This is a genomic window from Cellulosimicrobium sp. BMG9.22 (assembly GCF_059159975.1).
The window spans coordinates 224,366-250,630 of record NZ_JBZGBY010000002.1 but is presented as its reverse complement, the minus strand read 5'-3'; the positions used below and the strand labels follow the sequence as shown (position 1 = coordinate 250,630).

At 73.0% G+C, this 26,265-nt stretch carries 15 protein-coding genes, 2 tRNA genes and 2 pseudogenes; 12 read left to right on the top strand and 7 right to left on the bottom strand.

Annotation, left to right across the window (positions count from 1 at the left end):
• The first annotated feature begins 150 nt into the window (after positions 1-150).
• The 5 genes from imuA' (at position 151) to AC4H2H_RS02935 (ending at position 8,592) form a co-directional block, all read left to right on the top strand.
• Positions 151-1,113 carry a DnaE2-dependent mutagenesis accessory factor ImuA' gene (imuA', locus tag AC4H2H_RS02955; protein WP_494369313.1) on the top strand — a complete coding sequence of 321 codons (963 nt, stop codon included), beginning with the start codon at positions 151-153 and terminating at the stop codon, positions 1,111-1,113.
• Positions 1,110-2,756 (top strand): DNA polymerase Y family protein, encoded by a 1,647-nt coding sequence (locus AC4H2H_RS02950; RefSeq protein WP_494369312.1) that lies wholly within the window; start codon positions 1,110-1,112, stop codon positions 2,754-2,756. The genes imuA' and AC4H2H_RS02950 overlap by 4 nt, the downstream gene beginning before the upstream one ends.
• Positions 2,749-6,861, top strand: coding sequence for a PHP domain-containing protein (locus AC4H2H_RS02945; protein ID WP_494369311.1), 4,113 nt, complete (start codon positions 2,749-2,751; stop codon positions 6,859-6,861). The genes AC4H2H_RS02950 and AC4H2H_RS02945 overlap by 8 nt, the downstream gene beginning before the upstream one ends.
• Positions 6,862-7,247: 386 nt before the next feature.
• The gene (locus AC4H2H_RS02940; protein WP_494369310.1) at positions 7,248-7,688 is read left to right on the top strand and encodes a hypothetical protein; all 441 of its coding nucleotides are present in this window, start codon (positions 7,248-7,250) and stop codon (positions 7,686-7,688) included.
• Complete coding sequence (locus AC4H2H_RS02935) at positions 7,681-8,592, top strand: hypothetical protein (RefSeq protein WP_494369309.1); 912 nt, start codon at positions 7,681-7,683, stop codon at positions 8,590-8,592. Before AC4H2H_RS02940 ends, AC4H2H_RS02935 begins: the two co-directional genes overlap by 8 nt.
• 31 nt (positions 8,593-8,623) lie before the next feature.
• On the opposite strand, the gene AC4H2H_RS02930 is transcribed toward AC4H2H_RS02935, so the two are convergent.
• The 3 genes from AC4H2H_RS02930 to AC4H2H_RS02920 form a co-directional block, all read right to left on the bottom strand.
• Complete coding sequence (locus AC4H2H_RS02930) at positions 8,624-9,031, bottom strand: DUF6841 family protein (protein ID WP_494369308.1); 408 nt, start codon at positions 9,029-9,031, stop codon at positions 8,624-8,626.
• Between the two features lie 41 nt (positions 9,032-9,072).
• Positions 9,073-10,065 (bottom strand): serine protein kinase RIO, encoded by a 993-nt coding sequence (locus AC4H2H_RS02925; protein WP_494369307.1) that lies wholly within the window; start codon positions 10,063-10,065, stop codon positions 9,073-9,075.
• Between the two features lie 280 nt (positions 10,066-10,345).
• Complete coding sequence (locus AC4H2H_RS02920; RefSeq protein WP_494369354.1) at positions 10,346-11,179, bottom strand: metal-dependent hydrolase; 834 nt, start codon at positions 11,177-11,179, stop codon at positions 10,346-10,348.
• Between the two features lie 259 nt (positions 11,180-11,438).
• On the opposite strand from AC4H2H_RS02920, the gene AC4H2H_RS02915 reads away from it, so the two are divergent.
• Both AC4H2H_RS02915 and AC4H2H_RS02910 read left to right on the top strand, forming a co-directional pair.
• Positions 11,439-11,510: transfer RNA gene (locus tag AC4H2H_RS02915), tRNA-Arg, on the top strand.
• A gap of 45 nt (positions 11,511-11,555) precedes the next feature.
• Positions 11,556-11,628 (top strand) — tRNA-Arg (locus AC4H2H_RS02910).
• Between the two features lie 5 nt (positions 11,629-11,633).
• Here AC4H2H_RS02910 and AC4H2H_RS02905 read toward each other — a convergent pair.
• Positions 11,634-12,974, bottom strand: a complete 1,341-nt coding sequence (locus tag AC4H2H_RS02905) for an APC family permease (RefSeq protein WP_494369306.1) — start codon at positions 12,972-12,974, stop codon at positions 11,634-11,636.
• A gap of 302 nt (positions 12,975-13,276) precedes the next feature.
• Between AC4H2H_RS02905 and AC4H2H_RS02900 the strand changes: the two genes are divergently transcribed.
• Both AC4H2H_RS02900 and AC4H2H_RS02895 read left to right on the top strand, forming a co-directional pair.
• Positions 13,277-14,308, top strand: a complete 1,032-nt coding sequence (locus tag AC4H2H_RS02900; protein WP_494369305.1) for an NAD-dependent epimerase/dehydratase family protein — start codon at positions 13,277-13,279, stop codon at positions 14,306-14,308.
• Complete coding sequence (locus tag AC4H2H_RS02895) at positions 14,305-15,645, top strand: UDP-glucose dehydrogenase family protein (protein ID WP_494369304.1); 1,341 nt, start codon at positions 14,305-14,307, stop codon at positions 15,643-15,645. Before AC4H2H_RS02900 ends, AC4H2H_RS02895 begins: the two co-directional genes overlap by 4 nt.
• Here AC4H2H_RS02895 and AC4H2H_RS02890 read toward each other — a convergent pair.
• Positions 15,621-15,938 carry a DUF6480 family protein gene (locus AC4H2H_RS02890; protein ID WP_494369303.1) on the bottom strand — a complete coding sequence of 106 codons (318 nt, stop codon included), beginning with the start codon at positions 15,936-15,938 and terminating at the stop codon, positions 15,621-15,623. The two genes, AC4H2H_RS02895 and AC4H2H_RS02890, sit on opposite strands and share 25 nt — an antisense overlap.
• Positions 15,939-16,600: 662 nt before the next feature.
• Here AC4H2H_RS02890 and AC4H2H_RS02885 point away from each other — a divergent pair.
• From AC4H2H_RS02885 to AC4H2H_RS02875, 3 genes are all read left to right on the top strand, one after another.
• A complete protein-coding gene (locus AC4H2H_RS02885) occupies positions 16,601-19,240 on the top strand; it encodes an NPCBM/NEW2 domain-containing protein (protein WP_494369353.1) in 2,640 nt (879 codons plus the stop codon).
• A 454-nt stretch (positions 19,241-19,694) separates the two neighbouring features.
• Positions 19,695-21,293, top strand: coding sequence for a glycoside hydrolase family 76 protein (locus tag AC4H2H_RS02880; RefSeq protein ID WP_494369302.1), 1,599 nt, complete (start codon positions 19,695-19,697; stop codon positions 21,291-21,293).
• A 243-nt stretch (positions 21,294-21,536) separates the two neighbouring features.
• Positions 21,537-23,639, top strand: a complete 2,103-nt coding sequence (locus AC4H2H_RS02875; protein WP_494369301.1) for a PQQ-dependent sugar dehydrogenase — start codon at positions 21,537-21,539, stop codon at positions 23,637-23,639.
• An 80-nt stretch (positions 23,640-23,719) separates the two neighbouring features.
• Here AC4H2H_RS02875 and galK read toward each other — a convergent pair.
• Positions 23,720-24,928: pseudogene (galK, locus tag AC4H2H_RS02870) on the bottom strand (galactokinase); the annotation flags it as partial.
• A 75-nt stretch (positions 24,929-25,003) separates the two neighbouring features.
• Positions 25,004-26,218: pseudogene (galT, locus tag AC4H2H_RS02865) on the bottom strand (galactose-1-phosphate uridylyltransferase); the annotation flags it as partial.
• Between the last annotated feature and the right edge of the window lie 47 nt (positions 26,219-26,265).

Genomic DNA, 26,265 nt, shown 5'->3' with positions numbered 1-26,265 from the left:
GTGGCGACCTGCGGAGTTGACACCCCCACGGTAGGGGTCGTTCACTGGAAATGTTCGAACATCTGTTCGACTGGCGGAGTGTCGGCTTGACTCCTCCGTGCATCCTCGGCGCGTGTCCGTGCGCCGGTCCGAGCACCACCGGGAGGCGAGATGACCGTTCTCGCCGACCCGGCCGAGCGGACGAGCTCCGCACCGGAGGAGCGGGTCCGGCAGGACAAGGCCGAGCAGGCCCGCGTCACGCTACGGCGTGCGGAGGAGCGGACCGGCGTCCGTCGGCACCGCCCGGTCGCTGTCCCTGTCCCGGCCGGCCTGTCGGCAGACCCTGTCGCGCCGACGGCGCCGTCGTCCGCGCGTCCGCACCCCGTGCCCACCCGCTCCCGCGCCGGGGCGGTCGTGCCGGACGCGATGCCGGACGAGCGGGTCTGGCCGGTCCACGACGCGCTCGCCCCGCTCCTGCCGCTCGGCGCCCTGCAGCGCGGGACCGTCCTCGCCGTGCGCGGCTCGACGAGCCTCCTGCTCGCGCTCGTCGCGCGGCCCTCCCGGTCCGGCGCGTGGACCGCCGCGGTCGGGTTCCCGGCGGTCGGGCTGCTCGCGGCCGCCGACGTCGGGGCGGACCTCGACCGCGTCGTGCTCGTCCCGCGCCCCGGCCCGGACGCGGCGCTCGCGATCGCTGCGCTCGTCGACGGGCTGGACGTCGTGGTCGTCGGGCCCGACGCCGCCCTCACGGACACCGACCGTCGCCGCCTCGCGGCGCGCGCCAAGGAGCGCGGGGCGCTGCTCGTCGCCGCCGCGGCGTGGCCCGGCGCGCACGTCGCCCTCACGGTCACGGGCGGCCGGTGGTCCGGGGCGGATCACGGGGCGGGCTGGCTGCGGCGCCGCTCGCTCGTCGTCGAGCGTGCGGGCCGCGGGGGCGCCGCACGCCCCGCCCGCGTCGTGGTCGAGCTGCCGCTCGGCCACGAGGACTGGCCGGCGTTCCTCGCCGAGCGCAGCGGCACGCTCCCCGACGCCGCGTCCGTCGTCGAGGCGGGCGCCGCCGTGCGCACGGGAGAGGCCGTCGACCGCACCGAGGTCGAGGACCGCGCCGACCGTCCCGGGCTGAGGCTCGTCGGATGACCGCGACCCCGACCCGGACGGCCGCCCTGTGGGTGCCGGACTGGCCGGTGCTCGCCGCGATGGCGGTCCGCGACGTCCCCGCGCACGTCCCCGCCGTGACGCACGACGGCCGCCGCGTCGTCGCCGTCTCGGCCACCGCGCGAGCGCACGGCGTCCGCCGGGGGATGCGCCGCCGTCGGGCCCGCGAGTGCTGCCCCGAGCTCGAGCTGCTCGACGTCGACGACGCGCGCGACGCGCGCGAGTTCGAGCCCGTCGCGCTCGCGGCCGAGACGGTCGTCGCGGGCCTGGAGATCACGCGCCCCGGGCTGCTGCTCCTCCCGGCGTCCGGAGCCAGCCGCTACCACGGGTCGGACGCGGCGCTCGCGGAGGCGCTCGTCGCGCGCGTCGCCGAGCACACCGGGCACGAGTGCCAGGTGGGCGTCGCCGACGGGATCCTCGCCGCGGTGCTCGCCGCGCGCGCGTCCGCCGTCGTCGCGTCCGGCGGGTCGCCCGCGTTCCTCGCCCCGCGCCCCGCGCGCGAGCTCGTGCACGTCGCCGCCCGGCCCGACGCCGCCGTCGCGATCGACGAGCTCGTCGACCTCCTGGGCCGGCTCGGCGTGCGCACCCTCGGGACGCTCGCCGCGCTGCCGCCCGCGACCGTCGAGGGCCGGTTCGGCGACCTCGGCGCGTGGGCGCACCGGCTCGCGCGCGGCGAGGACCTGCGCCCGCCCGCGCGCCGCCGCGTCGAGGCCGACGTCGCGGTGAGCGCCGAGCTCGACCCGCCCGCCGAGCGCGTCGACGTCGCGACCTTCGCCGCGCGCCGCCTCGCCGAGGACCTGCACGACCAGCTCGTCGCCCGGTCCCTCGTCGCCGGCCGGCTGCGCATCACCGCCCGGACCACCGAGGGGGACGACCTCGAGCGCACGTGGCGCCTCGACGGGCCGGGTGCGATGAGCCCCGCGCGCCTCACCGACAAGGTGCGCTGGCAGCTCGAGGGCTGGCTCACCACGACGAGCGTGCGCGCCGCCCGGTCCGCGCGGCGCGGCGGGGGAGAGGGCTCGCCCGGCGGGGCGAGCGTCGTGCCCGACGCCGCGCCGCTCGCCCGCCTGTCCCTCACCGCCGAGGAGGTCGTCCCCGCCGGGGCCGAGCAGCCGCGCCTGTGGGGCGCGTCGAGCGGCGAGGACGCGCGCGCCCACCGCGCCCTCGGCCGCGTGCAGGGCATCCTCGGCGGCGACGCCGTCCTTCGCGTGCAGGTCCAGGGCGGGCGCGACGCGACCGACCGCCTGCACCTCGTGCCGTTCGGGGAGGACGTCGCGCGCCCGCGCGACCCCGCCCTGCCGTGGCCCGGCGCGCTGCCGAGCCCCGCCCCGGCGGTCGTCCCGGTCGAGCCGCAGGACGTCGTCGTGCTCGACGGCGCGGGGCGGCCCGTCGTCGTCGACGCGCGCCTCGCGATGAGCGGCGAGCCCGCGAGCGTGCGGTGGCCCGGTCCGGACGACCCTGACGCCGCGGTCGTGGACTGGGCGGGGCCCTGGCCGCTCGCCGAGCGCTGGTGGACCCCCGCGCCCCGGCGCCGCGTGCACGTGCAGGTGCTGCTCGACGACGGCCGCGGGCTGCTCCTCGCGAGCACGCGCGGGCGCTGGACCGTGGAGGGGCTCTATGACTGACCGAACGACCGCCCCCCGGTACGCCGAGCTGCACGCCCACTCCGCGTTCAGCTTCCTCGACGGCGCGTCCCACCCCGAGGAGCTCGCCGCCGAGGGCGCGCGGCTCGGGCTGTCCGCGCTCGCGATCACCGACCACGACGGCCTGTACGGCGTCGTGCGGTTCGCGGAGGCCGCGCGCAAGGTCGGGCTGCCCTCGGTCTTCGGCGCCGAGCTGCACCTGCCCGCACCCGTGCCCGCCGGCGCGCCCGTCCTCGACCCGCCCACCGGCGTGCCCGTCCTCGACCCGCCCACCGGCGTGCCCGACCCCCGATCGACCCACCTGCTCGCCCTCGCGCGGGGCCCCCAGGGCTACCGCAACCTGTCGCGCGCCATCGCCACCGCGCACCTCGCGACCGGGACCAAGGGCGCCGCCCGCTACGACCTCGACACGCTCGGCGAGGAGGCCGCCGGGCAGTGGCTCGTGCTCACCGGGTGCCGCAAGGGCGCCGTCCGGCGCGCGCTCGTCACCTCCGGGCGCGCCGAGGCACGCCGCGAGCTCGACCGGCTCGTCGCCGTCTTCGGCGCGGACAACGTCGCCGTCGAGATCACCACGACCGACGACCCGCGCGACGCCGACCTGCACGCCGCGCTCGCCGACCTCGCCGCCGACGCCCGGCTCCCGCTCGTCGCGACCACCGCCGCCCACTTCGCCCGCCCGCACGACGCCGACCTCGCGGGGGCGCTCGCGGCCGTGCGCGCCCGCTCCTCGCTCGACGACATGGACGGGTGGCTGCCCGGCGCCCCGACGGCCCACCTGCGCTCGGCGGCGGAGATGCTCGCGCGCCACCACCGGTACCCGCAGGCCGTCGCGACGGCCGCCGCGCTCGGGGACGAGTGCGCGTTCGACCTGCACCTCGTCGCGCCCGACCTCCCGCCGTACCCCGTGCCGGACGGGCACACCGAGGCGACCTGGCTGCGTGAGCTCGTGTGCCGCGGCGGCGAGAACCGCTACGGGCCGCGCGAGGCGGAGAGGATCCCGGGGGCGTGGGCGCAGATCGACCACGAGCTGCGCGTCATCGAAGACCTGAACTTCCCCGGCTACTTCCTCGTCGTCTACGACCTCGTCGAGTTCTGCCGCGTCCACGGCATCCTCGCGCAGGGCCGCGGCTCGGCCGCGAACTCCGCCGTCTGCTACGCGCTCGGCATCACCGCCGTCGACGCCGTGAAGCACGGGCTGCTGTTCGAACGCTTCCTCGCGCCCGAGCGCGACGGACCGCCCGACATCGACGTCGACATCGAGTCCGCTCGGCGCGAGGAGGTCATCCAGCACGTCTACGCGAAGTTCGGGCGCACGCACGCCGCGCAGGTCGCGAACGTCATCTCCTACCGGCCCAAGTCCGCCGTGCGCGACGCCGCCCGCGCGCTCGGGTACGACGTCGGGCAGGCCGACGCGTGGAGCAAGTCCATCGAGCGCTGGGGCTCCCTGCGCGGCCCCGACCCGTCGTCGCCCGCGGCCGACCGTGCGGCCAAGGAACGCGCGATCGCTTCGAAGACCGCGCAGAAGGACGCGCGGGTCGCGGCGCTGTGGGGGTCTCGTGACGTGGGGTCGGGTTCGGTGGGTTCGGCTGGGAGGGAGGTGGGGTCGTCGCGCGCGGCCTACCATCCGCGGGCCTCGTTCCTCGGCCCGCTCCCGCCAGACCCGACCACGGCCGCGCGCGACGACCCCACCTCCCCACGCACCGGCGCCTCCCGAGGCGGCGCCTCGCGTGACGACGACCCCACCTCCCCACGCACCGGCACCTCGGGCGACTGGTCGCCCGACCTGAGCGGCCGGAGCGCGCGGCGGCCGCGCGTCGTCGACCCGCTCGCCGAGGACCAGGGCGACGGGCCCGGCAGAGGGCGGGGGGTGCGGAGCGCCGAGGGCCGTGGTCGGGCCTGGCGGGAGGACCCGAGGGACGAGGGTCCGGATGGTAGGCCCGAGCGCGGTCCGCACCCCCCGGCCGGAGGCGACCACGACCGTGGTACCCCGGCCGGAGACGACCCGAAGATCGAGGGGGCGCTGCGCTCGGACGACACGCACGACGTCGTGCCCGCGCACCGGCCGCCGTCGGCGGCGGAGGAGGGGGAGATCCCGGACGCGGTGCTCGACCTGGCGGACCGGATGCTGCGGCTGCCGCGGCACCTGGGGATCCACTCGGGCGGCATGGTCATGTGCGACCGGCCGGTCATCGAGGTGTGCCCGGTCGAGTGGGCGCGCATGGAGGGGCGCACGGTCCTGCAGTGGGACAAGGAGGACTGCGCGGACGCCGGGCTCGTGAAGTTCGACCTGCTCGGGCTCGGGATGCTCACGGCCCTGCGGATCGGGTTCGACCTCGTGGAGCGGCACGAGGGGTCGCACCTCGAGCTGCACACGCTGCCGGAGGACGACCCGGCGGTGTACGACCTGCTGTGCGCGGCCGACACCGTCGGGGTGTTCCAGGTCGAGTCGCGCGCGCAGATGGCGACGCTGCCGCGGCTGCGCCCGCGAAAGTTCTACGACATCGTCATCGAGGTCGCGCTGATCCGTCCCGGGCCGATCCAGGGCGGGTCCGTGCACCCGTACATCAACCGCGCGCGGGGCCGGGAGAAGGTGACGTTCCTGCACCCGCTGCTGGAGAAGTCGCTCGGCAAGACGCTCGGTGTGCCGTTGTTCCAGGAGCAGCTCATGCAGATGGCGATCGACGTCGCGGGCTTCTCGCCCAAGGACTCCGACCAGCTGCGCCGGGCGATGGGGTCGAAGCGGTCGGTCGAACGCATGGAGGAGCTGCGCGGTCGGCTCATGGAGGGGATGGAGAAGAAGGGGGTCACGGACCCCGCGGTGCGCGAGGAGATCTACGACAAGCTCAAGGCGTTCGCCGACTTCGGGTTCCCCGAGTCGCACGCGTACTCGTTCGCGTTCCTCGTGTACGCGAGCTCGTGGCTCAAGGTGCACCACCCCGCCGCGTTCTACGCGGGCCTGCTCGCGGCGCAGCCCATGGGGTTCTACTCGCCGCAGTCGCTCGTCGCCGACGCCCGGCGCCACGGCGTGACCGTGCTGCGCCCGGACGTCAACGCGTCCGAGGTGCAGGCGACGGTCGAGCGGGTGTCGGCGTACGAAGGAGAGGGTGGAGACCGCGCTCGGGCCTACCCTCCGGACCCTCGTTCCTCGGGTCCTCCCGCCAGGCCCGACCACGGCCCTCGGCGGTCCCCACCAACCCCCTCTCCCGGTGGTGGAGCCGTGCGGATCGACCCGGCGTTCGGGCCGGAGCCGGACCTGACGCTCGCGGTGCGGCTCGGGCTCGCGAGCGTGCGCGGGCTGGGCAAGGAGGCGGCCGAGCGGGTCGTCGCGGCGCGGGGGACGGTGGACGACGGCGTGGCACGGCCGGTCGGTGCGTCGTCGGACGACGGCGCCGCGGGGGAGGGGCGGGCGTTCCGCGACCTGCGCGACCTCGTGCGGCGCGTCGACCTCACGACGGCCCAGCTCGAAGGCCTCGCGACCGCGGGGGCGACGGACAGCCTCGGCGTGACGCGGCGCGAGGCGCTGTGGGCCGCCGGTGCGCTCGCGCAGGAGGGCCCGGGCACACTGGCGGGCGTGAGCGTCGGCGTGGAGGCCCCCGAGCTACCGGGCATGACCGACGTCGAGACCGCCGTCGCCGACGTGTGGGCCACGGGCGTGTCCGCCGACTCCTACCCGACCCAGTACGTGCGCGACGGACTGACCGCCGCGGGCGTGCTCACCGTCGTCGGCGCCGTCGAGGTGTCGCGGGAGATCGAGCGCGTCGACGACGCCGAGCGTGCGGCGGGCGAGGTGCCGGGGACACGGCCGCACCCGCCGTCGCGGGTCGCTGTGGGCGGCGTCGTCACGCACCGTCAGCGGCCCGGGACCGCCGGCGGCGTGACGTTCCTGTCCCTCGAGGACGAGACGGGGATCCTCAACGTCGTGTGCTCGCCCGGGCTGTGGCAGCGGTTCCGGAAGGTCGCGCGCGGGTCGGCGGCGCTCGTCGTGCGCGGGCGGCTCGAGCGGGCCGACGGCGCGACGAACCTCGTCGCAGAGCACCTCGCCCCGCTCTCGCTGCAGGTCGCGACGACGTCGCGCGACTTCCACTGACGGGTCGCGCCCGTCGCACGACGAGAAGCCGACAGCGCATCATGCCGACGCGCACGGCGCTCCCTCCAGGAGAGTGCCGGACGCCACACATTCCAGGGGAGGCGATCATGAGACCGTCACAGAGCTCTTCGAACGTCCTTGTCGCCGTCGTGCTCCTCGCGGCCCTGGGGCTGTCGGGCTGCGCACGGCCGAGCCCCGCCGGAGACGACGGTGGCGAACGGCCCGCCGTCGCGGACGGCGGCGTCGAGACGAGCGACACCTCGACCAGCGACGCTCCTGGCGGCGACCGCGGCGGCGGAGGCGGAGGCGGAGGCGGAGGAGATGCGGCACGGGATCGATCGCGCGGTGGAGACTCCGGTGGCGGTGGGGGAGCGATCCCGTCGCCGGTGAAGATTCCGCCCTTCACCCAGACGACCCGGCAGATTGACGATGCGCTGGTCGACCTCAGAAAGGCCGTGGCGGTGGCGTGCGACGCGCAGGAGCCGTGCCTCAAGCTGGTCGAGGAGGTGGTGGGCGTTGAGAAAGACCGCAGGGAATGCACCTTCGCGGGCCTACGACCCGCTTCTGGCACGATCGTCGATAGCGAGTCCGAGCTCGTGGTCAAGGTGCAGTGTCCGCCCGAGCCCGGGGAGAACGGCGAGGAAGGCACCGAGGGCGGCGACGGTGGTGACGGGTCAGTCCCGGACGACACCACGACGTCCGTGCCCGAGGGGGAGGTCCCGGCGCCGGGAGAGGACGTCGTCCCGCCGGCCGAACCGGACGATCTGCCGGCCGAAGAGGTGCCCCCGGCCGACGCGCCGTCGGCCCCGGGTGGCGACGATGGCTGAGGAACGGCCAGCCGCCCCCGCCACGATCGACACGGCCGACGTCGACGGGGCGGGCGACATCCCCCGCGTGGCCCGCATCCTCACGCAGGTCGTCGCGCCGGCGACGCTCGTCACAGGGCTGCTGTACTTCTTCGGCCGGTCTCACGCGACGTACTTCCTGCAGTACCTCGGGGTCGACGTCACCGTCCTCCAGCTCACGACGCAGGACTATCTCCTCCGGTCCCAGGACGGCCTGCTCGTCCCGCTCCTCGTGGTCTCCGTCGGGGTCCTCGTGCTCCTGTGGACGTGGAGCGTGGTCCCCGAGCGTGTGCGCCGATCGGTCGACGGGCACCGGCAGCGGGTGACGGCGACGGTGGTCGGGACGGCGCTCGTCGCGATCGGCGTGCTCCGCGCGCTGGGGGTCGTGCTCCTCCCGGACGCGTGGAGCTGGGTCGCGCCCGCGTGCCTCGCCCTCGGCGTGGTCGTGCTGTCGGTGGCCGTCGTCGCCCATCGACGTGCCGCGGACGTCCAGGTCCGCGCCGGGACGCGCCTCACGGAGTGGGGTGCGGTCTTCGTGCTCGTGGCGCTCGCGCTGTTCTGGGCGGTCGCCGACTACTCGGCGGCCGTCGGGACGCAGCGCGCTCGCCAGTTCGTGGCGGAGCTCCCGGGCGCCGCGGGCGTCGTGGTCCGCAGCGCCGACGACCTCGGGCTCGTCACGACGGGCTCCGCCGCGAGCTGCTCGGAGGGAGCGGCACTGCCGTACCGCTCGACGGGTTACGTCCTGCTCACCCGGTCCGGCGGGTACTACGTCCTCGTGCCGCGGAACTGGGAGCACGGCGACCCGGTGCCCCTCGTGGCGGCCGAGCCCGGGGTCCGGCTCGACTTCGTGGCGGCGGGAGCGGACGTCGTCGACCCTGGCTGCTGACGACCCGCGCACGGCCGCGACCACAGGTCGCTCAGGACGCGCCGTCGAGACGGACCTCGACGCACACCTCGAACGTGTCGCGGGCGCGGCGCAGCAGGTACCGGACTTCCTGCGCCTCCTGCTCGTTCGCGTACTCGTCGCGGTAGCTCCACCGCACCTGAGTCCACACGAGCGCGTCGCCCACCTCCTCGACCTGCTCGAGGTGGGCGACGACGCCGACGAGCCCGCGCTCGCGGAACCCCCGGGCGGTCTCGAGCGTCGACTCGCGCACTGACTCGGGGTCGGGGAGCGGCACGGTCCGCGTCGCTCCCACGATCAGCGCGGGGAACGCGTAGCTCTCCATGATCACGTCGAGATCCCCGGTCGAGAGCGCGACCCCGTAGGAGTTGAGGAACGTCTGGACGTCGTCGGCGTCGAAGGACTCGGCGTGGGGCTCCATCTCCCCGTTCTACCGTGCGTCGCCTCCCGGCGCGCGGCGGGTCACCACGCCTGGGCGAGGAGCATGGCGAACAGCTCCTCGGCGTCCGCGTCGAGCCCTCGCGAGGTGAACCAGGCGGACATCGTGCGGCAGTCGCGCAGGAGCAGCTCGGTCCCGAACGGGTTGGCGACGAGGTCCACGACCTGCGGGAGGTCGATGATGACGATCCGGTCGCCGTCCGCCAGCACGTTGTACGGCGACAGGTCGCCGTGCGCGTACCCCAGGCGGGCCAGCACCGCCATCCCGTCGCGCAGCTGGTCCCACCACGCCGCGAGGAGGTCCGGGTCCGGGTGCGCGCGGGCGAGCCGGGGCGCGGCCTCGTGGGCGACACCGTCGGACGTGCCGACGAACTCCATGAGGATCTCGTTGCCGTCGATCTGCACGGGGTAGGGCACCGGTGCGCCCGCCGACCACAGCTCGCACAGAGCGGCGAACTCGGCCGCGGCCCACTGGCCCGCCGCGACCTGGCGGCCGTAGCGGGACTTGCGGTCGAGCGCGCGCTGGTCGCGCGTGCGCCGGACGCGACGGTCCTCGGTGTACACGGTGTCGCGGCGGAACGAGCGGTGGTCGAGGTCGCGGTAGCGCTTGGCCGCGAGGAGCGAGCGCCGCTCCGGGTCGTCGGGGACGGCGCGCTCGACGAGGAACACGTCCGCCTCCTTGCCGGTCTTGAGCACGCCGAGCTCGGAGTCGACGGCCGCGTCGGCGGTCACGACCCAGTCGGGTCGAGGGTCGGGCCCGCGCTGGCCCTTCTCGACGGAGGACCACGTGGACCAGCGCTGGTCGGCGCCGATCGCCGCATCGAGGACGCCGGGCACCGCCGCCTCGTCGGGCAGCCGCCCGAAGGGCGAGCCGGGGGCAGGTTCGAAGGCCAGGTCGTAGGTCATGTCGGACGTCGCGTCGTACCGCTCGTCGTGGCGGCGCAGGCGGCGGGGCGGGGGAGTGCGCGGGCCACGCGCGGAGGGAAGGTACGGGTCGGACAGGTCGTGCTCGTGCACGGCGGCTCCTCGAGGAGGGGGGAGCGCGCGGGTACCTGTCGTCGAGGACGGGCGGCGGCGAAGGTGCCGGACCGCTCAGCGGTGGTCGGCGCTCCCGGGGGTGGTGGACACGCGGGCGTGGATGCTCCAGCTCACGGCGTTCCTCCTCTCCTCCGGTGCCCGACGGCGCGGGCGGCTCGGGTGCGACCCTGCCAGTGGCCGTGCCGGCCGGGCAAGGGAATTACGAACGCGGGTGCAGACCGGATCTCCGGCAGGGCCCCGGCCGGTCCGGGGGGTCGGTTCAGGCGCCGCCGAGCAGACCGGTGACGGCGGTCGTGACGGCGGTCGTGACGCGCTCGTACGTCCCGTACGTGTCGAAGCCCATCTGGTCGAGCGCCGCCCACACGAACCCGACCGTCGCGTAGAGCCCGACGGCTGTCGCGAGGATCCACTCGCGCACCGACCCGGTGTCACCGAGCAGCGGCACGGCGAAGCTGCCGCCCGGCCGCCACACGTCGTCGACGAGGAACGACCGACGCACCCAGCGCGGCGAGCGGAGCTTGACGGGCCAGAGCAGGGGTGCGCCGTTCGTCGTGAGGACGTCACCGAGGATGTGCACGCTCACCCCGATGCCGACGGCGACGGGGAGCCAGTTCCACTCCTCGGGCGAGAAGAGCGCCACGAGCGCGGCGACCGTGAGCGAGGTGAGCCACGGCGCGAGCTTGCCGCGACGCGTCAGCTTGAGCGCCTTGAGAGCGAGCGCGACGAGGAGGACCGCCAGCACGCCTGCGCCGACGTACACGGTGCCGAACGACTCGGTCTCCACCGTGACGAGCCCGGCCGCCCAGGCGAGCGCGATGAACACCGCGATGCCGAGGAAGGAGTGCGTGCCCTGGCGGTGGCCCCCGGAGATCGTCTCGACGGCGTCGGACACCCACTCGCTCACGGGCGGCAGCGAGTGCGCGAAGGTGCCGTTGTGATGGTCCGCGTCGGGAAGCAGGGCGGCGCCGGCGCACACGACGGCGCCCGTCATCACCCCGACCGAGGTGAGGGGGTGCCAGCCCAGGGCGAACGGAGCGGTCGAGGTCACCGCGATCCACGCTGCCGCACCGGTAGCGGCGTGGTTGGCACCCATCATGGCGGCGGGTCTCCTGTCGTCGGCCCGCCGCGCGGTTCATCGGCGTCGGGAGGTGTGTCCGGAACGTCCGGAACCTTACCGGGTGTCGCCGACAGGGCGAGCGCGCCGCTCGCCGTCCCGGCAGCGAGGCGTCCGACGGCGTGAATAGTGTGCCAAGTGGTGGGCTCTGGTACCCAAGCTCGTTGCGGCCGCCCGCCACGCGTCATTGGTGCGCATGGCCGTGCGCCCGCGCCTCGCGTGGGCCAAGAAATGTGCTGCCTTCGTGGTCCGGTGGACACGACGCCGCTCTACGGAAGCGGAGACGGGGGTTCGACTCCCTCCGAAGGCACCCGGACGCCCCGGCGTCCCGTCTGCTCGACGCTCAAGAGCGCCAGCGCGCGTAGCTCAGCGGACCGAGCGCCGGCTTCCGGAGCCGGGCGTCGGGGGTTCGAGTCCTCCCGCGCGCACCCGATCACGTAGCGCGACCGCGCCGGGTGCCACCGGTCCAGCGCATCACGACGTAGAGCACGACGCCGACCGCGAGGAGCGCCCCGGCGCGCAGCCACGTGGCGCCGTCCTGCTGGGTCAGCAGGAGGACGCAGGACGCGACGCCGAGGACGGGTACCACCGTCGCGACCCGGAAGTGCGGCTCGTCGACGGGGTCGCGCCGCAGGACGAGCACCGCGACGTTCGTCGAGGCGAAGACGAGCAGGAGGAGCAGGACGACGGTCTCGGCGAGCGCCGCCACGTCGCCCGTGAAGACGAGGCCCATGGCGACCGCCGTCGTCATGACGATGGCGACCCACGGCGTGCGACGGCGCGGCAGGACGCGCCCGAGCACCGGCGGCAGGAGGCCCTGCTCCGCCATGCCGTACGCGAGCCGGCTCGCCATGATCATCGTGAGCAGCGCCCCGTTGGCCACCGCGACCAGGGCAACGAGCGAGAACACCCAGGCGGGGACGGAACCCTCGGCGTCGACGACCTCGAGGAGCGGACCCGTGGACCCGGCGAGGGTCCCCGGGTCCACGACGACGACCGCGGCCACCCCGACCGCCACGTACACGACCCCGGCGGTGACGAGCGCGCCGAACAGCGCACGCGGGTACGTCCGGCGGACGTCGCGCACCTCCTCGGCGAGGTTCGCCGAGGTCTCGAACCCGACGAACGAGTAGTACGCCAGGATCGCCGCGGCGAGGACCGCGAGTGCCGGCGTCGTGCCCTCCGCGAACTGCGTGACCCGCTCCGGGGAGCCGTCGCCCCGGCCGAGCACGACGGCCGCCAGCACGACCACGAGCACGAGCCCGGACAGCTCCACGGCGGTCATCGCGACGTTCGCGCGCAGCGACTCCTTGATGCCGCGCGCGTTGAGCGCGGCGACCAGGGCGAGGAACAGCACGGCCACGAGGCGGTCCGGAGCGTCGACGAAGGTCGCGAAGTAGTCGCCCGCGAACGCCAGGGAGAGCCCCGCCGCGCTCGTGACGCCCGCGGCGAGCATGGAGAAACCCACGAGGAACGACACGAGCGGTGAGCGGAACGCGCGGTCCGCGAACACCGCGGCGCCCCCGGCGCGCGGGTACTTCGTGACGAGCTCGGCGTACGAACCGGCGGTGAGGAGCGCGAGCCCGAGCGCGACGAGCAACGGTAGCCAGACCGCGCCGCCCACCTCGCCGGCCATCTCTCCGACGAGGGCGTAGACGCCTGCGCCCAGGACGTCGCCGAGGATGAACAGGTAGAGGAGCCGGCCGCCGACCGACCGGGACAGCTTGGTGTCGGGTTCGGTGGACCGCTGGTCCGACGTCGCGCTCGCGTTCATCGGCCTACCGTGACATCGAGCCGGTTCGCTCGCCCGGCGTCCGGTCGCGGCCGGGAGCACCGCATGCGTGCGTCCGGTAGCCGTGCGAGCGTGAAGGTCCCGGGTCCAGCAGCGAGCCCGTCGCACGAGCGCGACCGATCGGACGGGGCTGCACGCCCCAGGACGCCGTCGCGCGGTCTTCCGGAGGCGACCATGGCTGACACGTCGGAGACGAGGACGACCACCGACCACGACGAGATCCGCTCGTGGGTCGAGGCGAACGGCGGCTCGCCGGCGAACGTGCGTGGCACCGGGAGCGGCCGGTGAGCGCGCCGGTGGCGCGGGACCGCGCACGCCGTGCGGTCGTGCTCGGGGGCGCCGGGTTCGTGGGCAGCCACGTGTGCGAGGCCCTCGTCGCCTCGGGCGCCGAGGTGGTCTGCGTCGACGACCTGTCGACGGGCGACGCCCGCAACCTCGCGACCCTGCACGACGAGCCGCTGTTCCGGTTCCTCGAGGCCGACGTCTCGGCGGGCCTCGACGTGCCCGACGCCGATCACGTGGACCTCGTCCTCCACCTCGCCTCGCCCGCCTCGCCCGCCGACTACCTGCGGCTCCCGCTCGAGACGCTCCTGGTCGGCTCGGCGGGCACCCGCCACGGCCTCGAGCTCGCGTCGCGGTCGGGGGCGCGGTTCGTCCTCGCCTCGACGTCGGAGGTGTACGGCGACCCCGAGGTGCACCCGCAGCGCGAGGACTACTGGGGGCACGTCAACCCGGTCGGGCCCCGCAGCGTCTACGACGAGGCGAAGCGGTTCGCCGAGGCCACCACGGCGGCGTACCGGCGCAGCCGCGGCGTGGACGTGGGGATCGTCCGGATCTTCAACACCTACGGGCCGCGGATGCGGGGTCACGACGGGCGGATGGTCCCGACGTTCGTGCGGCAGGCGCTCGCGGGAGAGCCGCTGACGGTGGCCGGAGACGGCTCGCAGACGCGCTCCGTGTGCTACGTGGACGATCTCGTGGAGGGGATCCTGACCTTCGCGCGGTCGGGAGAACCCGGCCCGGTGAACCTGGGCAACGCGACGGAGCTCACCGTCGCCCGGATCGCGCAGGACGTCCTGGCCGCCACCGGGAGCGACGCCGGCGTCGTGCACGTCGACCTCCCCGAGGACGACCCGCGGCGGCGCCGGCCCGACACCGGCCTCGCCGAGCGGACCCTGGGCTGGTGCGCGCGCACGCCGTGGCCGGAGGGCCTGGCGCGCACCGTCGCGTGGTTCCGCGAGGAGGCCGAGCGCGCGGGTGCCGCCGGGGTGGGCACGGTCGCCGCGGGCACGTCCCCCACGGGGGTGCGGCCATGAAGATCTCCGTGCACGGCTGCGGCTACCTGGGCGCGGTCCACGCCGCGGCGATGGCGCACCTGGGCCACGACGTCGTGGGCATCGACGTCGACCGCGCCAGGGTGGAGGCGCTCGCGGAGGGTCGGGCGCCGTTCTTCGAGCCCGGGCTCACGGCACTCCTGGGCGACCGGGGCGCCGTGGGCTCGCTGCGCTTCTCGACCGACGTCGCGGCCGCCGCGGAGGCAGAGGTGCACTTCCTGTGCGTCGGGACCCCGCAGTCGGCGGGCAGCGGCGGGGCCGACCTGCAGCAGCTCGACGCCTCCCTGGCCGCGTTGCGCCCGCACCTGCGGCCGGGCACGGCGGTCGTGGGCAAGTCGACCGTCCCGGTGGGGACGGCGGCACGCCTCGCGGCCGACCTGCCCGACGGCGTCGGGCTCGCCTGGAACCCCGAGTTCCTGCGCGAGGGGCACGCCGTCGCCGACACCCTGCACCCGGACCGCCTGGTCTACGGCGTGCCGGGCGAGGGCGACGCGCTCGTGGCGCGACTCGACGCCGTCTACGCGAGCCTCCTGGCCGACGGTGTGCCGCGCCTCGTGACGGACCTCGCGACGGCGGAGCTCGCCAAGGTCGCCGCCAACGCGTTCCTCGCGACGAAGATCTCGTTCGCCAACGCGATGGCGGAGGTGTGCGAGGCCGCCGGGGGCGACGCGGTCGCGCTCGTGGGCACGATGGCGCTCGACCGCCGCATCGGCGGGGAGTACCTCGGGGTCGGGCTCGGGTTCGGCGGGGGGTGCCTGCCCAAGGACATCCGCGCCTTCTCGGCACGGGCGCGCGAGCTCGGGGTCGGCCGGGCCGTGTCGTTCCTCGACGAGGTCGACGCCATCAACGAGCGCTGCCGGGAGAGGACCGTGGAGCTCGTGCGGGCCGCCTGCGGCGGCGCCCTCGTCGGCCACCGGGTCGCGGTCCTCGGCGCCGCGTTCAAGCCCGACAGCGACGACGTCCGCAGCTCCCCGGCCCTCGCGCTCGCCCGCGCGCTCGCGGCCGACGGCGCCGACGTCGTGGTCACCGACCCCCAGGCTCTCGCGCTCGCCCAGGCCGTGGCGCCCGAGCTCGGCTACGCGGCGGACGCGCACGAGGCGGTCGCGGACGCCGACGTCGTCGTGCTCGCTACGGAGTGGGACGAGTATCGCGAGCTCGACCCGGACGCCCTGGCGGACGTCGTCACCGCGCGCCATCTGGTCGACGCGCGCAACGTCGTCGACCCGGCGCGGTGGCGCTCCGCGGGGTGGGAGGTGCGGTCCCTCGGGGTCGCTGCGGTGCGCGTCGCCCGTCCTCAGTCCAGCAGCCCCACGGCGTAGCCGACGAAGAGGAGCGCCGTCAGCACGGCGACGCCCCCGACCACAGCGATCCAGATCCACGGCGTCGCGCGCGCCGGGCCGTGCTCCTCGTGTCCCTGCGGGGCGCTCACCTGGTCCTCCGCCGGAGGCGTCTCCCCGGGCTGGACGTTCCCGCTGGCCGAGAAGTCGGCGGCCGGGGAGCGGCCCGGGCTGGCCTGCGGGTCGGGGTCGGGGGAGTTCGGGTCGGTCACGGTGGTCCTCTCGTCGGTGCCGCGGGCCCCGTCGAGCGCGGGTCGAGGCCCGGTTGCGGACATGTTCCCACCCTCGGAGCGGTCGCCCTCCCACGCATCCCGGGAGCGCTCAGCGCCGGGTACTTCCTCACGCCGTGATCCCGTGTGCGAGGAGTGCGAGGTGAAGCTCGGCGTGCATCCCGACGGCCCGCCGAGGGGACATGTGCGACCCGACCACGGGCGACACCCCTGAGACGAGAACACGACCAGCAAGCCGTGACCTGGTGACGGGCTCTACGACCGCGCGCTCGGATTCCCATGCGTGCGCGCCGACCTGCGCGCCGGCCGCCGGACGGCGCGCCCGGGGGATCATCGGGCCCGTCACCAGGGGTCCTCGATCCATTCTGACCAGGTCGGTCCGCCGGCGCTCACCATCAGATCCGAAGAGTTGCGGCCACCAAGAAATGTTGCTCAGAGACGCGAGAATCGCTGATCAGTTTTGATCGGTCGAGATCCAACGATAGGCAGTTTCGATCAGTTCGTTGATCGACCGTCCGCGGCCGTCCTACGATCTGCACATCGTCCGTCGCGGATGGGCGCGCCACGTTCAAAGGAGAATCGTGCGAACTCTACTTTCATGGCCCCGCGGGGTCTCATCAACTGCATTCTTCACCGCCGGTCTCCTGATCGGCACTGCGGCGCTCGTCGGTGCCGCCGGGCCGGCGAGTGCCGCGCCCACGGGCGAGGTGTTCGTCTCGGACATCTCGTGGTCGGCGGAGTCGAACGGTTACGGCCCGGTCGAGCGAAACATGTCGAACGGTGAAGCGGGGGCCCGTGACGGGGGACCGATCACCATCGGTGGTGTCGGTTATAGCAAGGGCGTCGGTATGCATGCCCCTGGTTCGGTCTCGGTCGACCTCGACGCGAACTGTCGTTCGTTCTCTTCGTTCGTCGGGATCGACGACGAGGTGGCCGGTGGTGCGGGTTCGGCGCAGTTCAGGGTGCTCGGGGACGGGCGGGTGCTCGCTGACAGTGGTGTGGTGACGGGAGCCGACGGGCCGCGCGCGCTGACGGCGGATGTCACCGGTGTCCAGACGCTCGTCCTGCAGACCGTGGAGGGTACGGACGGCAAGAACGGCGACCACGCCGACTGGGCGGACGCGAAGCTGGTCTGCAACGCCGATGAGCCGGAAGAGCCGGAGGTCGTGGGTCGTTGGGAGACCCGGGCCCCTGCTGGCTCGACGATCAGCGCTCAGCTCACGTTGAACTCGGCGGGGCGTGCGGCTGTCGAGGTCTACGACGGTGGGGCGCTCGTGGCGTCGGCCGCACGCCTCGGCCTCGCGGGATCGGACGGCGATTTCCGCTCGGGGTTGACCTTCGTCGAGCGCAGGAGCTCCGTGGTCTCGGACTCCTACTCGATGACGACGGGCAAGGAGGAGCAGCGCAAGTACACGCACAACGAGTCCGTCTTCGTGTTCAGGAACTCCAGCGGTGCCCAGATCTCGATCGCGGTCCGTGCGTCGGAGGACGGTGTCGCGTACCGGTACCTGCTTGCCGGCGGGGGTCAGCACCGTGTGGACGACGAGTCCGGTGAGTGGCGCCTCGCGCGCGACGGCGCTGCCTGGATGCAGAGCTCGTACTCGCACAACTACGAGTCCGAATGGATGACGAGCACGGCCGCCAACGGCAGTTCGAGCGGTCAGACGGGCTACCCCGCGCTGTTCCAGCAGGGCGACGACTACGTCCTGCTGACCGAGGCCGACCTGCACGGCGACTACTCGGCCCAGCACCTCACGCACGCTCGCGGATCGCTGAGCTACGGGATGGATCTCTTCCAGGGGCAGCCGGTCACCTCCACCGGTCCGCTCTCGACGCCCTGGCGGGTCGCGATCGTCGGCGGTCTGGACACGATCGTCGAGTCCACCCTCGTGGACGACCTCGCCACGTCGAACCAGCTCGCCGGCGAGGATGCCTCGTGGATCAAGCCGGGCGTCTCCAGCTGGAGCTGGCTCACGGAGTCGAACGGCAGCACGAGCAACGAGGCGCGCCAGCGCGACTACATCGACCTCGCGGACAGGATGGACTGGGAGTACGTGCTGCTCGACGAGGGCTGGAATGCGGCCTGGGTGCCACGCACGGTCGACTACGCGCACAGCAAGGGCGTGGACGTCATCGCCTGGTTCCACAGTCGCGACCTGCAGACACAGGCGCAGCGCGACGAATGGCTCCCGAGGCTCAAGTCCTGGGGCGTCAGCGGCATCAAGGTCGACTTCATGGACTCCGACAGCCAGGCGATCCACCGCTGGTACGACGCCGTCGCAGCCGACACGGCGGAGCACGAGCTGATGATCAACTTCCACGGTTCCTCGCTGCCGACGGGAATGCAGCGCACCTGGCCGCACATCATGTCCTACGAGTCCGTGCGCGGCGAGGAGAGCTGGCCGTCGTCGCCCCACAACCTGATCCTGCCGTTCACGCGCAACGTGGTGGGTTCGATGGACTTCACGCCCACCGTCTTCTCGCGCGGTATCAACAACCACTCGCACGCGCACGAGGTGGCCAAGGGGATCGTCTACGAGACGGGCTGGCAGCACTTCGGGGACAACCCGGAGTCGTACGCGACCCAGCCGAACGCGACCCCGTTCCTGCAGAACATCCCGGCGCACTGGGGGGAGACCAGGCTGCTGAGCGGTACGCCGGCGCAGTCCGTGGTCATGGGGCGACAGTCCGGTGACCGTTGGTTCGTCGGCGGCATGCGCTCCGGGTCCGGAGCATCGCTGGCGCTCCCGCTCGCCGGGCTCTCCTCGAGCAGCAACGTGATCGTGGACCTCTTGGTCGACGGCAGCTCCGGATCGGCGACGGTGCGGCGCACGGTCCGCGCCACGACCTCCGAGACGCTGACCATCCCCACGGTGACCAACGGCGGGTTCGCCGCCGTGGTGTGCGCCGCGGAGCCCGGCAAGGACACGTGCCTCGAGGGGGCCGGATCGCCGGGTGGCAGCACCGGTCCGCTGCGCGGTGTGCAGTCTCAGCGCTGCGTCGACGTCCCCGGGGGCAGCACCGTCAACGGCACCGCAGTGACGCTGTACGACTGCAACGGCGGCGCCAACCAGCGGTGGACGTCGAGCTCGTCGGGGGAGCTCCGGGTCTATGGCAACAAGTGCCTCGACGCACATGGCGGCGCGACGACCGACGGGACACCGGTGGAGATCTACGACTGCAACGGGGGCGACAACCAGAAGTGGACTGTGAACGCGGACGGCTCAGTCGTCGGTGTGCAGTCCGGCAAGTGCCTCGACGCGTTCGCAGGCGGCCAGGCCAACGGCACCAGGCTTGTGCTGTGGACCTGTAACGACGGAACGAACCAGAGGTGGGCGCGGAGCTGACACTGTCGCCGAGCCGAACGAGGGACGCCGAGAAGCGGACCCTGCCGTTGATCGGTCCTGATCGGTCGAGGGTGAGAACGGAACAGCTACGATCATTCTATTGTTCGATCGCCGTCGGCCGTCCTAGCATCTTGGATACTCGTCCCTCGCGGATGGACGCACCACATTCGAAGGAGAATCGTGCGGATCCACCATCTACGACCGCTGCGCATCCATTTCTATCACTTCTCGCCAACGGGACGTTCTGCAACGTCGGAGGCGATCACGACTCCGGTCCGTCGGGTGTGCCCCGCACCCGACGGACCGGTTCCAGGGCCCGGGAGCGCCGTCCTGCGCTCCTGCGCGGACCAACTTTGGGACACGTCGAGCTCAGAGAGGAGCCGTTCACGAGTCGCCATCGAGAGGTAGCGCGACGAAGCGCAGCTCGGCACCGTCATTCAAGGAGGAATCCGCCATGCTCTGGCACGAGGCTCGTCACGGGCGTTCTCGATCGAACACCACCGTCGTGGTACCCGCCACGAGGGACCGCGGCACCGCGAATCAGCGCCGACTCCGGTCGCCACGTTCGATGTTCGCTGCGGCGATCACCGTGGTGCTCGCGTTCGGGGGCGTGACGGCGACGCAGGGCGCCGCGAGCGCCGCTCCCGCCGACGTGGCGCCGTACACGGTGAACACCGATGCGGCCCTGGACGCGTTCAACGACGCGTTCCTCGTCTCGAACGGCACCCACAGGTACTACAGGGAGTCGCTCGACACGACGGAGAAGGACTACTTCTGGCGCCAGGCCCTGGATATCCAGGGCGTCCAGGACGTGTACGACAGCACTCAGGACCCTTCGACACGCGATCTCGTCGTCCGCCTCCTCGAGACCTTCCTGGAGCAGAACCAAGGTTCGGGCGGTCTCTACGACTGGAACTGGAACGAATACAACGACGATCTGCTCTGGGCCGGCCTGGCCTTCGCCCGCGGCTACGAGATCGCCGGAGATCCCAGGTACCTGAGGCAGGCGCAGTACGCCTTCGACCGGGTGTACGACCGCGGGTGGGACGACGCCCTCGGCGGCGGGATCTGGTGGGACATCCGCGAGGACGACAAGAACGCGCTGAGCAACAGCCCGGCGGTCATCCTCGGCGTCCTCATCTACGAAGCGAACGGCGATCGCGAGTACCTCGACAAGGCTCGAGACATCTACGACTGGGTGTGGGAGACGTTGCTCGACAGGACCACGGGCGGCGTGCACGAGACCATCCGCGCGAACGGCGACCTCTCCAGCGGTCAGTCGGTGTACTCGGCCGGCGCCTTCATCAGCGCCGCGCAGGCCATCTACCGCAACATGGGGGGCCAATCCGTCTTCGACGACGCCAAGCGCACGACCGACTACGTCATCCGGGAGCACACCCGGAACGGCATCATGAGCAACGGGCAGCGTGAGGGGACCTGGCAGTCGGAGTTCGCGCGGGGAATGGGCGAGTTCGTGCGCGAGAACAACCTGTGGGGCGAGTACTACGGCTTCATGAAGCGCAACGCCGACGCGGCATGGGATGCGCGGCGCACCGATCTCAACGTCACGTGGAACCGCTGGGACACGCAGACGCCGCGGGACAACACCCGCGCGGTCGAGACCATCGGCGCGGTGATCATGCAGGCCGTCACGCCGGCCAACATGCCGTCTGGCCGGGCGATCATCAGCAACTGGAACAACAAGTGCATCGACGTTCCGGGATACAACTTCAGCGCCGGGCAGCAGTTGTCCATGTGGACCTGCAACGGCCAGACGAACCAGCAGTGGGAGTTCGTGAACGGCACCGTGCGGACAGAGGGCAACATGTGCATGAGCGTCGCGGGAGGTTCCACCGCTGAAGGCGCTGCCATCCAGCTGGCGACCTGTTCGGGCAGTGCGGCCCAACAGTTCCTGCTCACCTCGGCGGGCGACCTCGTCAACCGGCAGTCGAACAGGTGCGTCGACATCCTCTCTTGGAACCGGGGCGATGGAGCGGTGCTGGGTCAGTGGTCCTGCGGCAACGGCGCCAACCAGAAATGGCGCCGCGGCTGACCGCGCGCACGTTTCCCCCGTGACTGCTCGGCTACGGCCCTGGTGCGACCGACCGCTGAGGTGGCCTCGCACCGGGCCGTAGCTCGAGCACGGCGCGGTATGTCACGCCGACCGCCTGGTACCAGTTTCTGGGCGTAACACGACGAGCGAGAACGGAGGTCTCAGGTACAGTTCGGCGCCGCAGCCTCCTCTGTCGCGTGCCGTAGGTCTTGTTCCTCACATCACCGAACCTCGGAGGACAACGTGCATCGGAATCGAACTCCGGCCGGCCGCAACGTGGCGCGCCGGCTGCTCGCAATGGTGGCGTCGATCGCCGTCTCCGCAAGCGTGCTGGTCGTCGCCCAGAGCGCCGTTCCCGCCCAGGCCTACACCGGCGCGCCCGTGGTCGGAGTAGCTTCCGGCCGCTGCCTCGACGTGACCGGCAACCGCGCGACCCCTGGCACCCCGGTCAACATCTACGACTGCAACCTCCAGGACAACCAGGGCTGGACGCTCACCCCCGCCGGCGAGCTGCGCGTCTTCGACAGCCCGATGTGCCTGGACGTCGCGGGGCATGACACCACCGCCCCCGCCGTCGCGCAGATCTGGACCTGCAACGGCGGCGAGAACCAGAAGTGGCGCGTCAACGCCGACCAGTCGATCGTCGGTGTCGAGTCCGGTCTCTGCCTGGACGTCAACGGTGGCAACACCGCCAACAGCACCAGCGTGGGCATGTGGACCTGCAACGGCCAGGACAACCAGAAGTGGCGCACCAGCTTCGGCTCGGCTGACACCCAGCCGCCGAGCGTCCCGGCCAACCCGCGGGTCAGCGACCTGCGCTGCGACGCCGTCACCTTCTCCTGGAACGCCGCGAGCGACAACGTCGGCGTCGCCTCCTACGACGTCTACCACGACGGCCAGCTGATCAAGTCGGTCAGCGGCAGCACGACGTCGACCAGCGTCACCGTCGAGCCCGGCGTGACGTGGGGCCTCTACGTCAACGCGCGCGACGCTGCAGGTAACCTCTCCCAGGCCAGCGCGAGCGTTCGCATCACTCCGCCCCCGTGCCAGGACGACAGCACGCCGCCCTCGACGCCCGGCGGACTCTCCGGCAGGGCGTCCGGCACCACCGTCACGCTGACCTGGAACGCCTCCAGCGACAACGTCGGGGTCCGCTCGTACCAGGTGTTCCGCAACAACGCACGGGTCGGCACGATCACCGGAACCTCTACCACGGCGCCGGTCACGACCTTCGTCGACGGCGGGCTCTCCGCCAACACGTCGTACGCCTACCAGGTGGTGGCCCTCGACGCGCAGGGCAACGCCTCCGGACGCAGCAGCACCGCCAACGTGCGCACCGGCTCAGCATGCACCAGCTCGGTGTGCGGCGTGACCGAGGTGACGCAGGACAGCGACATCCCCTGGGGCCTGCTCACCCTGCCCGACGGGAACATCCTCTACACCCGACGCGACGCCCACGACATCGTGCGGCTCAACCCGACCAACGGCTCGAAGACCACGGTCGGAACGGTCCCGAACGTCTCGGGCACAGACGGCGAAGGCGGCCTGCTGGGCATCGAGATCGGCCCGAACTTCGCGAACGACCGCTGGCTCTACATCATGCACACCTCGTCGTCGGACAACCGCGTCGTGCGCATGCGCTACGAGAACGACCGGCTGAACACCGGCTCCACGCAGGTCTTGGTCAGCGGCATCCAACGCAACAAGTTCCACGACGGTGGACGCCTGCGGTTCGGCCCGGACGGCAAGCTCTACGTGGCCACCGGCGACGCCCAGAACGCCGGCGCAGCGCAGGACCGCAGCAGCCTCAACGGCAAGATCCTGCGGATCAACCCGGACGGCAGCATCCCGTCGGACAACCCGTTCGGCAACGCCGTGTGGAGCCTCGGCCACCGCAACCCGCAAGGGTTGGCCTTCGACTCCCGCGGCCGGCTGTGGGAGCAGGAGTTCGGCAACGCGATCATGGACGAGACCAACCTCATCACCCGTGGCGCCAACTACGGCTGGCCCGAGTGCGAGGGCACGTCCGGTTCGTGCAACAGCTCCGCCTTCACCGCACCCAAGCGCACCTACCGGACCGCTGACGGCTCCTGCTCAGGAATCGCCATCGTCCGCGATGCGCTCTACGTCGCCTGCGCCCGAGGTGAGCGGATGTACCGCACCACGATCGAGGGCGACAGCCTGACCAACCTCCAGTCCTACTTCACGGGGACCTACGGCCGTCTGCGCACCGTCGAGCCGGCTCCCGGCAACGGTCTGTGGCTGACCACTACGACCCAGGGTGACAAGGACAGCACGGCCGACAACAGCAACGAGCGCATCTTCCGCGTCACGCTGGGAGACTGACCCACCCGGGCCGTCCTCTCGCCGCCAGCCGCGATCCCCGGAGCGCTCTGGCCCTTCGGGGGGAGCGAGGGCTGCTCCGGTCAGGCGATGGCGTCGGCTGCGGCGGGGGGCTGCGCGAGGAGGAAGCCGGGGGAGCGGAAGCCTTCGCGTTCGAAGGCCGCGCAGACGGCGTCGGCGACGGGCTCGGCCCGGTCGGCGGGGATGAGTGCGATGGCGGAGCCGCCGAAGCCGCCGCCGGTCATGCGGGCTCCGAGGGCGCCGGCGACGCGCGCTGCCTCGACCGCGACGTCGAGCTCGACGCACGAGACCTCGTAGTCGTCGCGCAGGGACGCGTGGGAGGCATTCATGATGGGGCCGATCTCGTCGGTCCGACCAGCCTGCAGGAGCGCGACGAGGTCGACGACCCGGCCGATCTCGGTGACGACGTGGCGTACGCGACGGCGTGCGACGTCGTCGGGCAGCTTGTCGAGCGCGACGTCGAGCGTCCCCGCGGGGTCGTCGGACGCGGAGACGGCGTCGGCGAGCTCGCGCAGGGTGGTCAGTCCGAGCGTCTGCGCGGCTGCCTCGCACGTTTCACGGCGCTGCGCGTACTGGCCGTCGACGAGCTGGTGCTCGGTGCGCGTGTCGATGACGAGGACGGCCAGGCCGGCTGCCTCGAGGTCGAACGGCTCCTGCTCGGCGGACCGCGCGGGGTCGAGCCCCGGGCGGCAGTCGAGGAGGAGGGCGTGCCCGGCCTGCGCGCGCAGCGACGCGGACTGGTCCATGCCGCCCGTCGGGGCGCCCGCGATCTCGTTCTCGGCGCGGATGCACGCCGAGGTGAGCGTCGCCCGCCCGGCGTCGGACGCCGCGAGGCCGAGGCCCGCGACGTCGTCGAGCGCTAGCGCCACGGCGCACTCGAGCGCCGCGGACGACGACAGGCCGGCGCCGAACGGGACGCACGAGTCGATCGCGGCGTCGAACCCGGTGATCGTGCTCGGGTCGCCGCCCGTCGCGGCGAGGTGCTCGCGCAGCGCCCAGGCGACGCCGGCGACGTAGGAGCCCCACCCGGCGACGTTGCCCGGTGCGACGTCGCCGAGGCGGGTCTGCCAGACCTCGCCGGGCGCCTGGGCGGATGCGAGGCGTACGACGTCGTCGGTCCGCGGGCGCAGCGCGACGTACGTGCGGTGGGGGAGCGCGATCGGCAGGCACAGCCCGGCGTTGTAGTCGGTGTGCTCGCCGATGAGGTTGACGCGACCGGGCGCGCTCCACACGCGCAGGGCGTCGTTCGCCGAGTCGTCGAACACGGCGGTGAACACCGCGCGGGCGCGCGTGGCGCCGGCGTCGGACGACCACGAGGGGACCCAGCCGCGGGCCGGGCCGCCGGGGGCGAGCTCCTGGAGCCGGGCGGCGATGCGCTCGGGCGTCGTGTCGCTGATCCAGGCGCCCATGCCGGACTCGGAGCCGGCGAGGTACTTGAGCCTGCCGGGGGCGCGCAGGACCGAGAAGATCTGCAGGTGCAGTCGGGCCAGGGTGACGTCGTCCGTGCCGCCGTCCACGACGGAGCGGCCCTGGTGCGCGGGTGCCTGGTGCCAGGCCGCGATGTAGGGCAGGGGGATCGGGTCGCCGTCGGCGGTCTCGAAGAATCGGTCGAGCCGGCGGAGCAGCTCGAGGTAGGTCGTCGCGAGGTCGTCGCGCTCGGCGTCGGTCAGTGCCGGCAGGTCCGGCACGTCGCGGCGCGGCGCGAGGTGCACCTCGACGGGCCAGCGCGCGGCAAAGGGGACGTAGGCGACCCAACGGTCGGTCTCGAGCACGACGCGGCGTCCGTCGGCGAGCTCGGAGTCGAGCACGTCGCGCAGCAGGTTGCGGCCCGCGCGCTCGTGGTGGGCGCGGGCCTGCGCGAGCAGGGCGCGCGTGCGGGGCGTGACGTACGGGTAGCCGTAGATCTGCCCGTGCGGGTGGTGCAGTGTGACGCCGATCTCCTGGCCGCGGTTCTCGAAGCAGAAGACCTGCTCGACGCCGGGCAGCGCGCCCAGCGCGGCCGTGCGGTCGGCCCACGCGTCGATGATCGTGCGCACGCGCTGCGGCGGCAGCGCCCCGAACGACGAGCCGTGGTCGCTCGAGAAGCACACCACCTCGCACCGGCCCGCGGCGGGGGCCTGGACCTGCAAGGGCGTGTCGTGCGTGTGCTCGTTCGTGTGCTGGTCGTCCACGCCGGGGACCTGCTGCAGGGACGGGAAGCGGTTCTCGAACACGACGACGTCGTAGTCGGTGTCGGGGACCTCGCCGTCGGAGTAGGCGCCGCCCGGCTTCGCGGGGCACAGCGGGCACGAGTCCGCGGCGGGCAGGAACGTGCGGTTCATGCGGTGCGCCGCCAGGGGGACCCAGTCGCCCGTCAGAGGGTCGAGCCGCATCTGTGGCCCCAGGTACGGGTGCGGGTGCCCGTCCGGGCCCGGCACGGGGGCGAAGCGGTCCGGGAGCGACCGCGGGTCGTCGAGCCGGCGGGTCTGCTCGCCCGACACGTAGTGCGGCGCGTCGTCGAAGTAGACGATCTCGCGTCCGTCGGCCAGGTGGGTCGACGTGCGGCGCAGGTGGGGGTTCATACGTTTCCGTTTCGCGTTCCGGTGCGTGTGTGCTGGCTGAGGGGCGG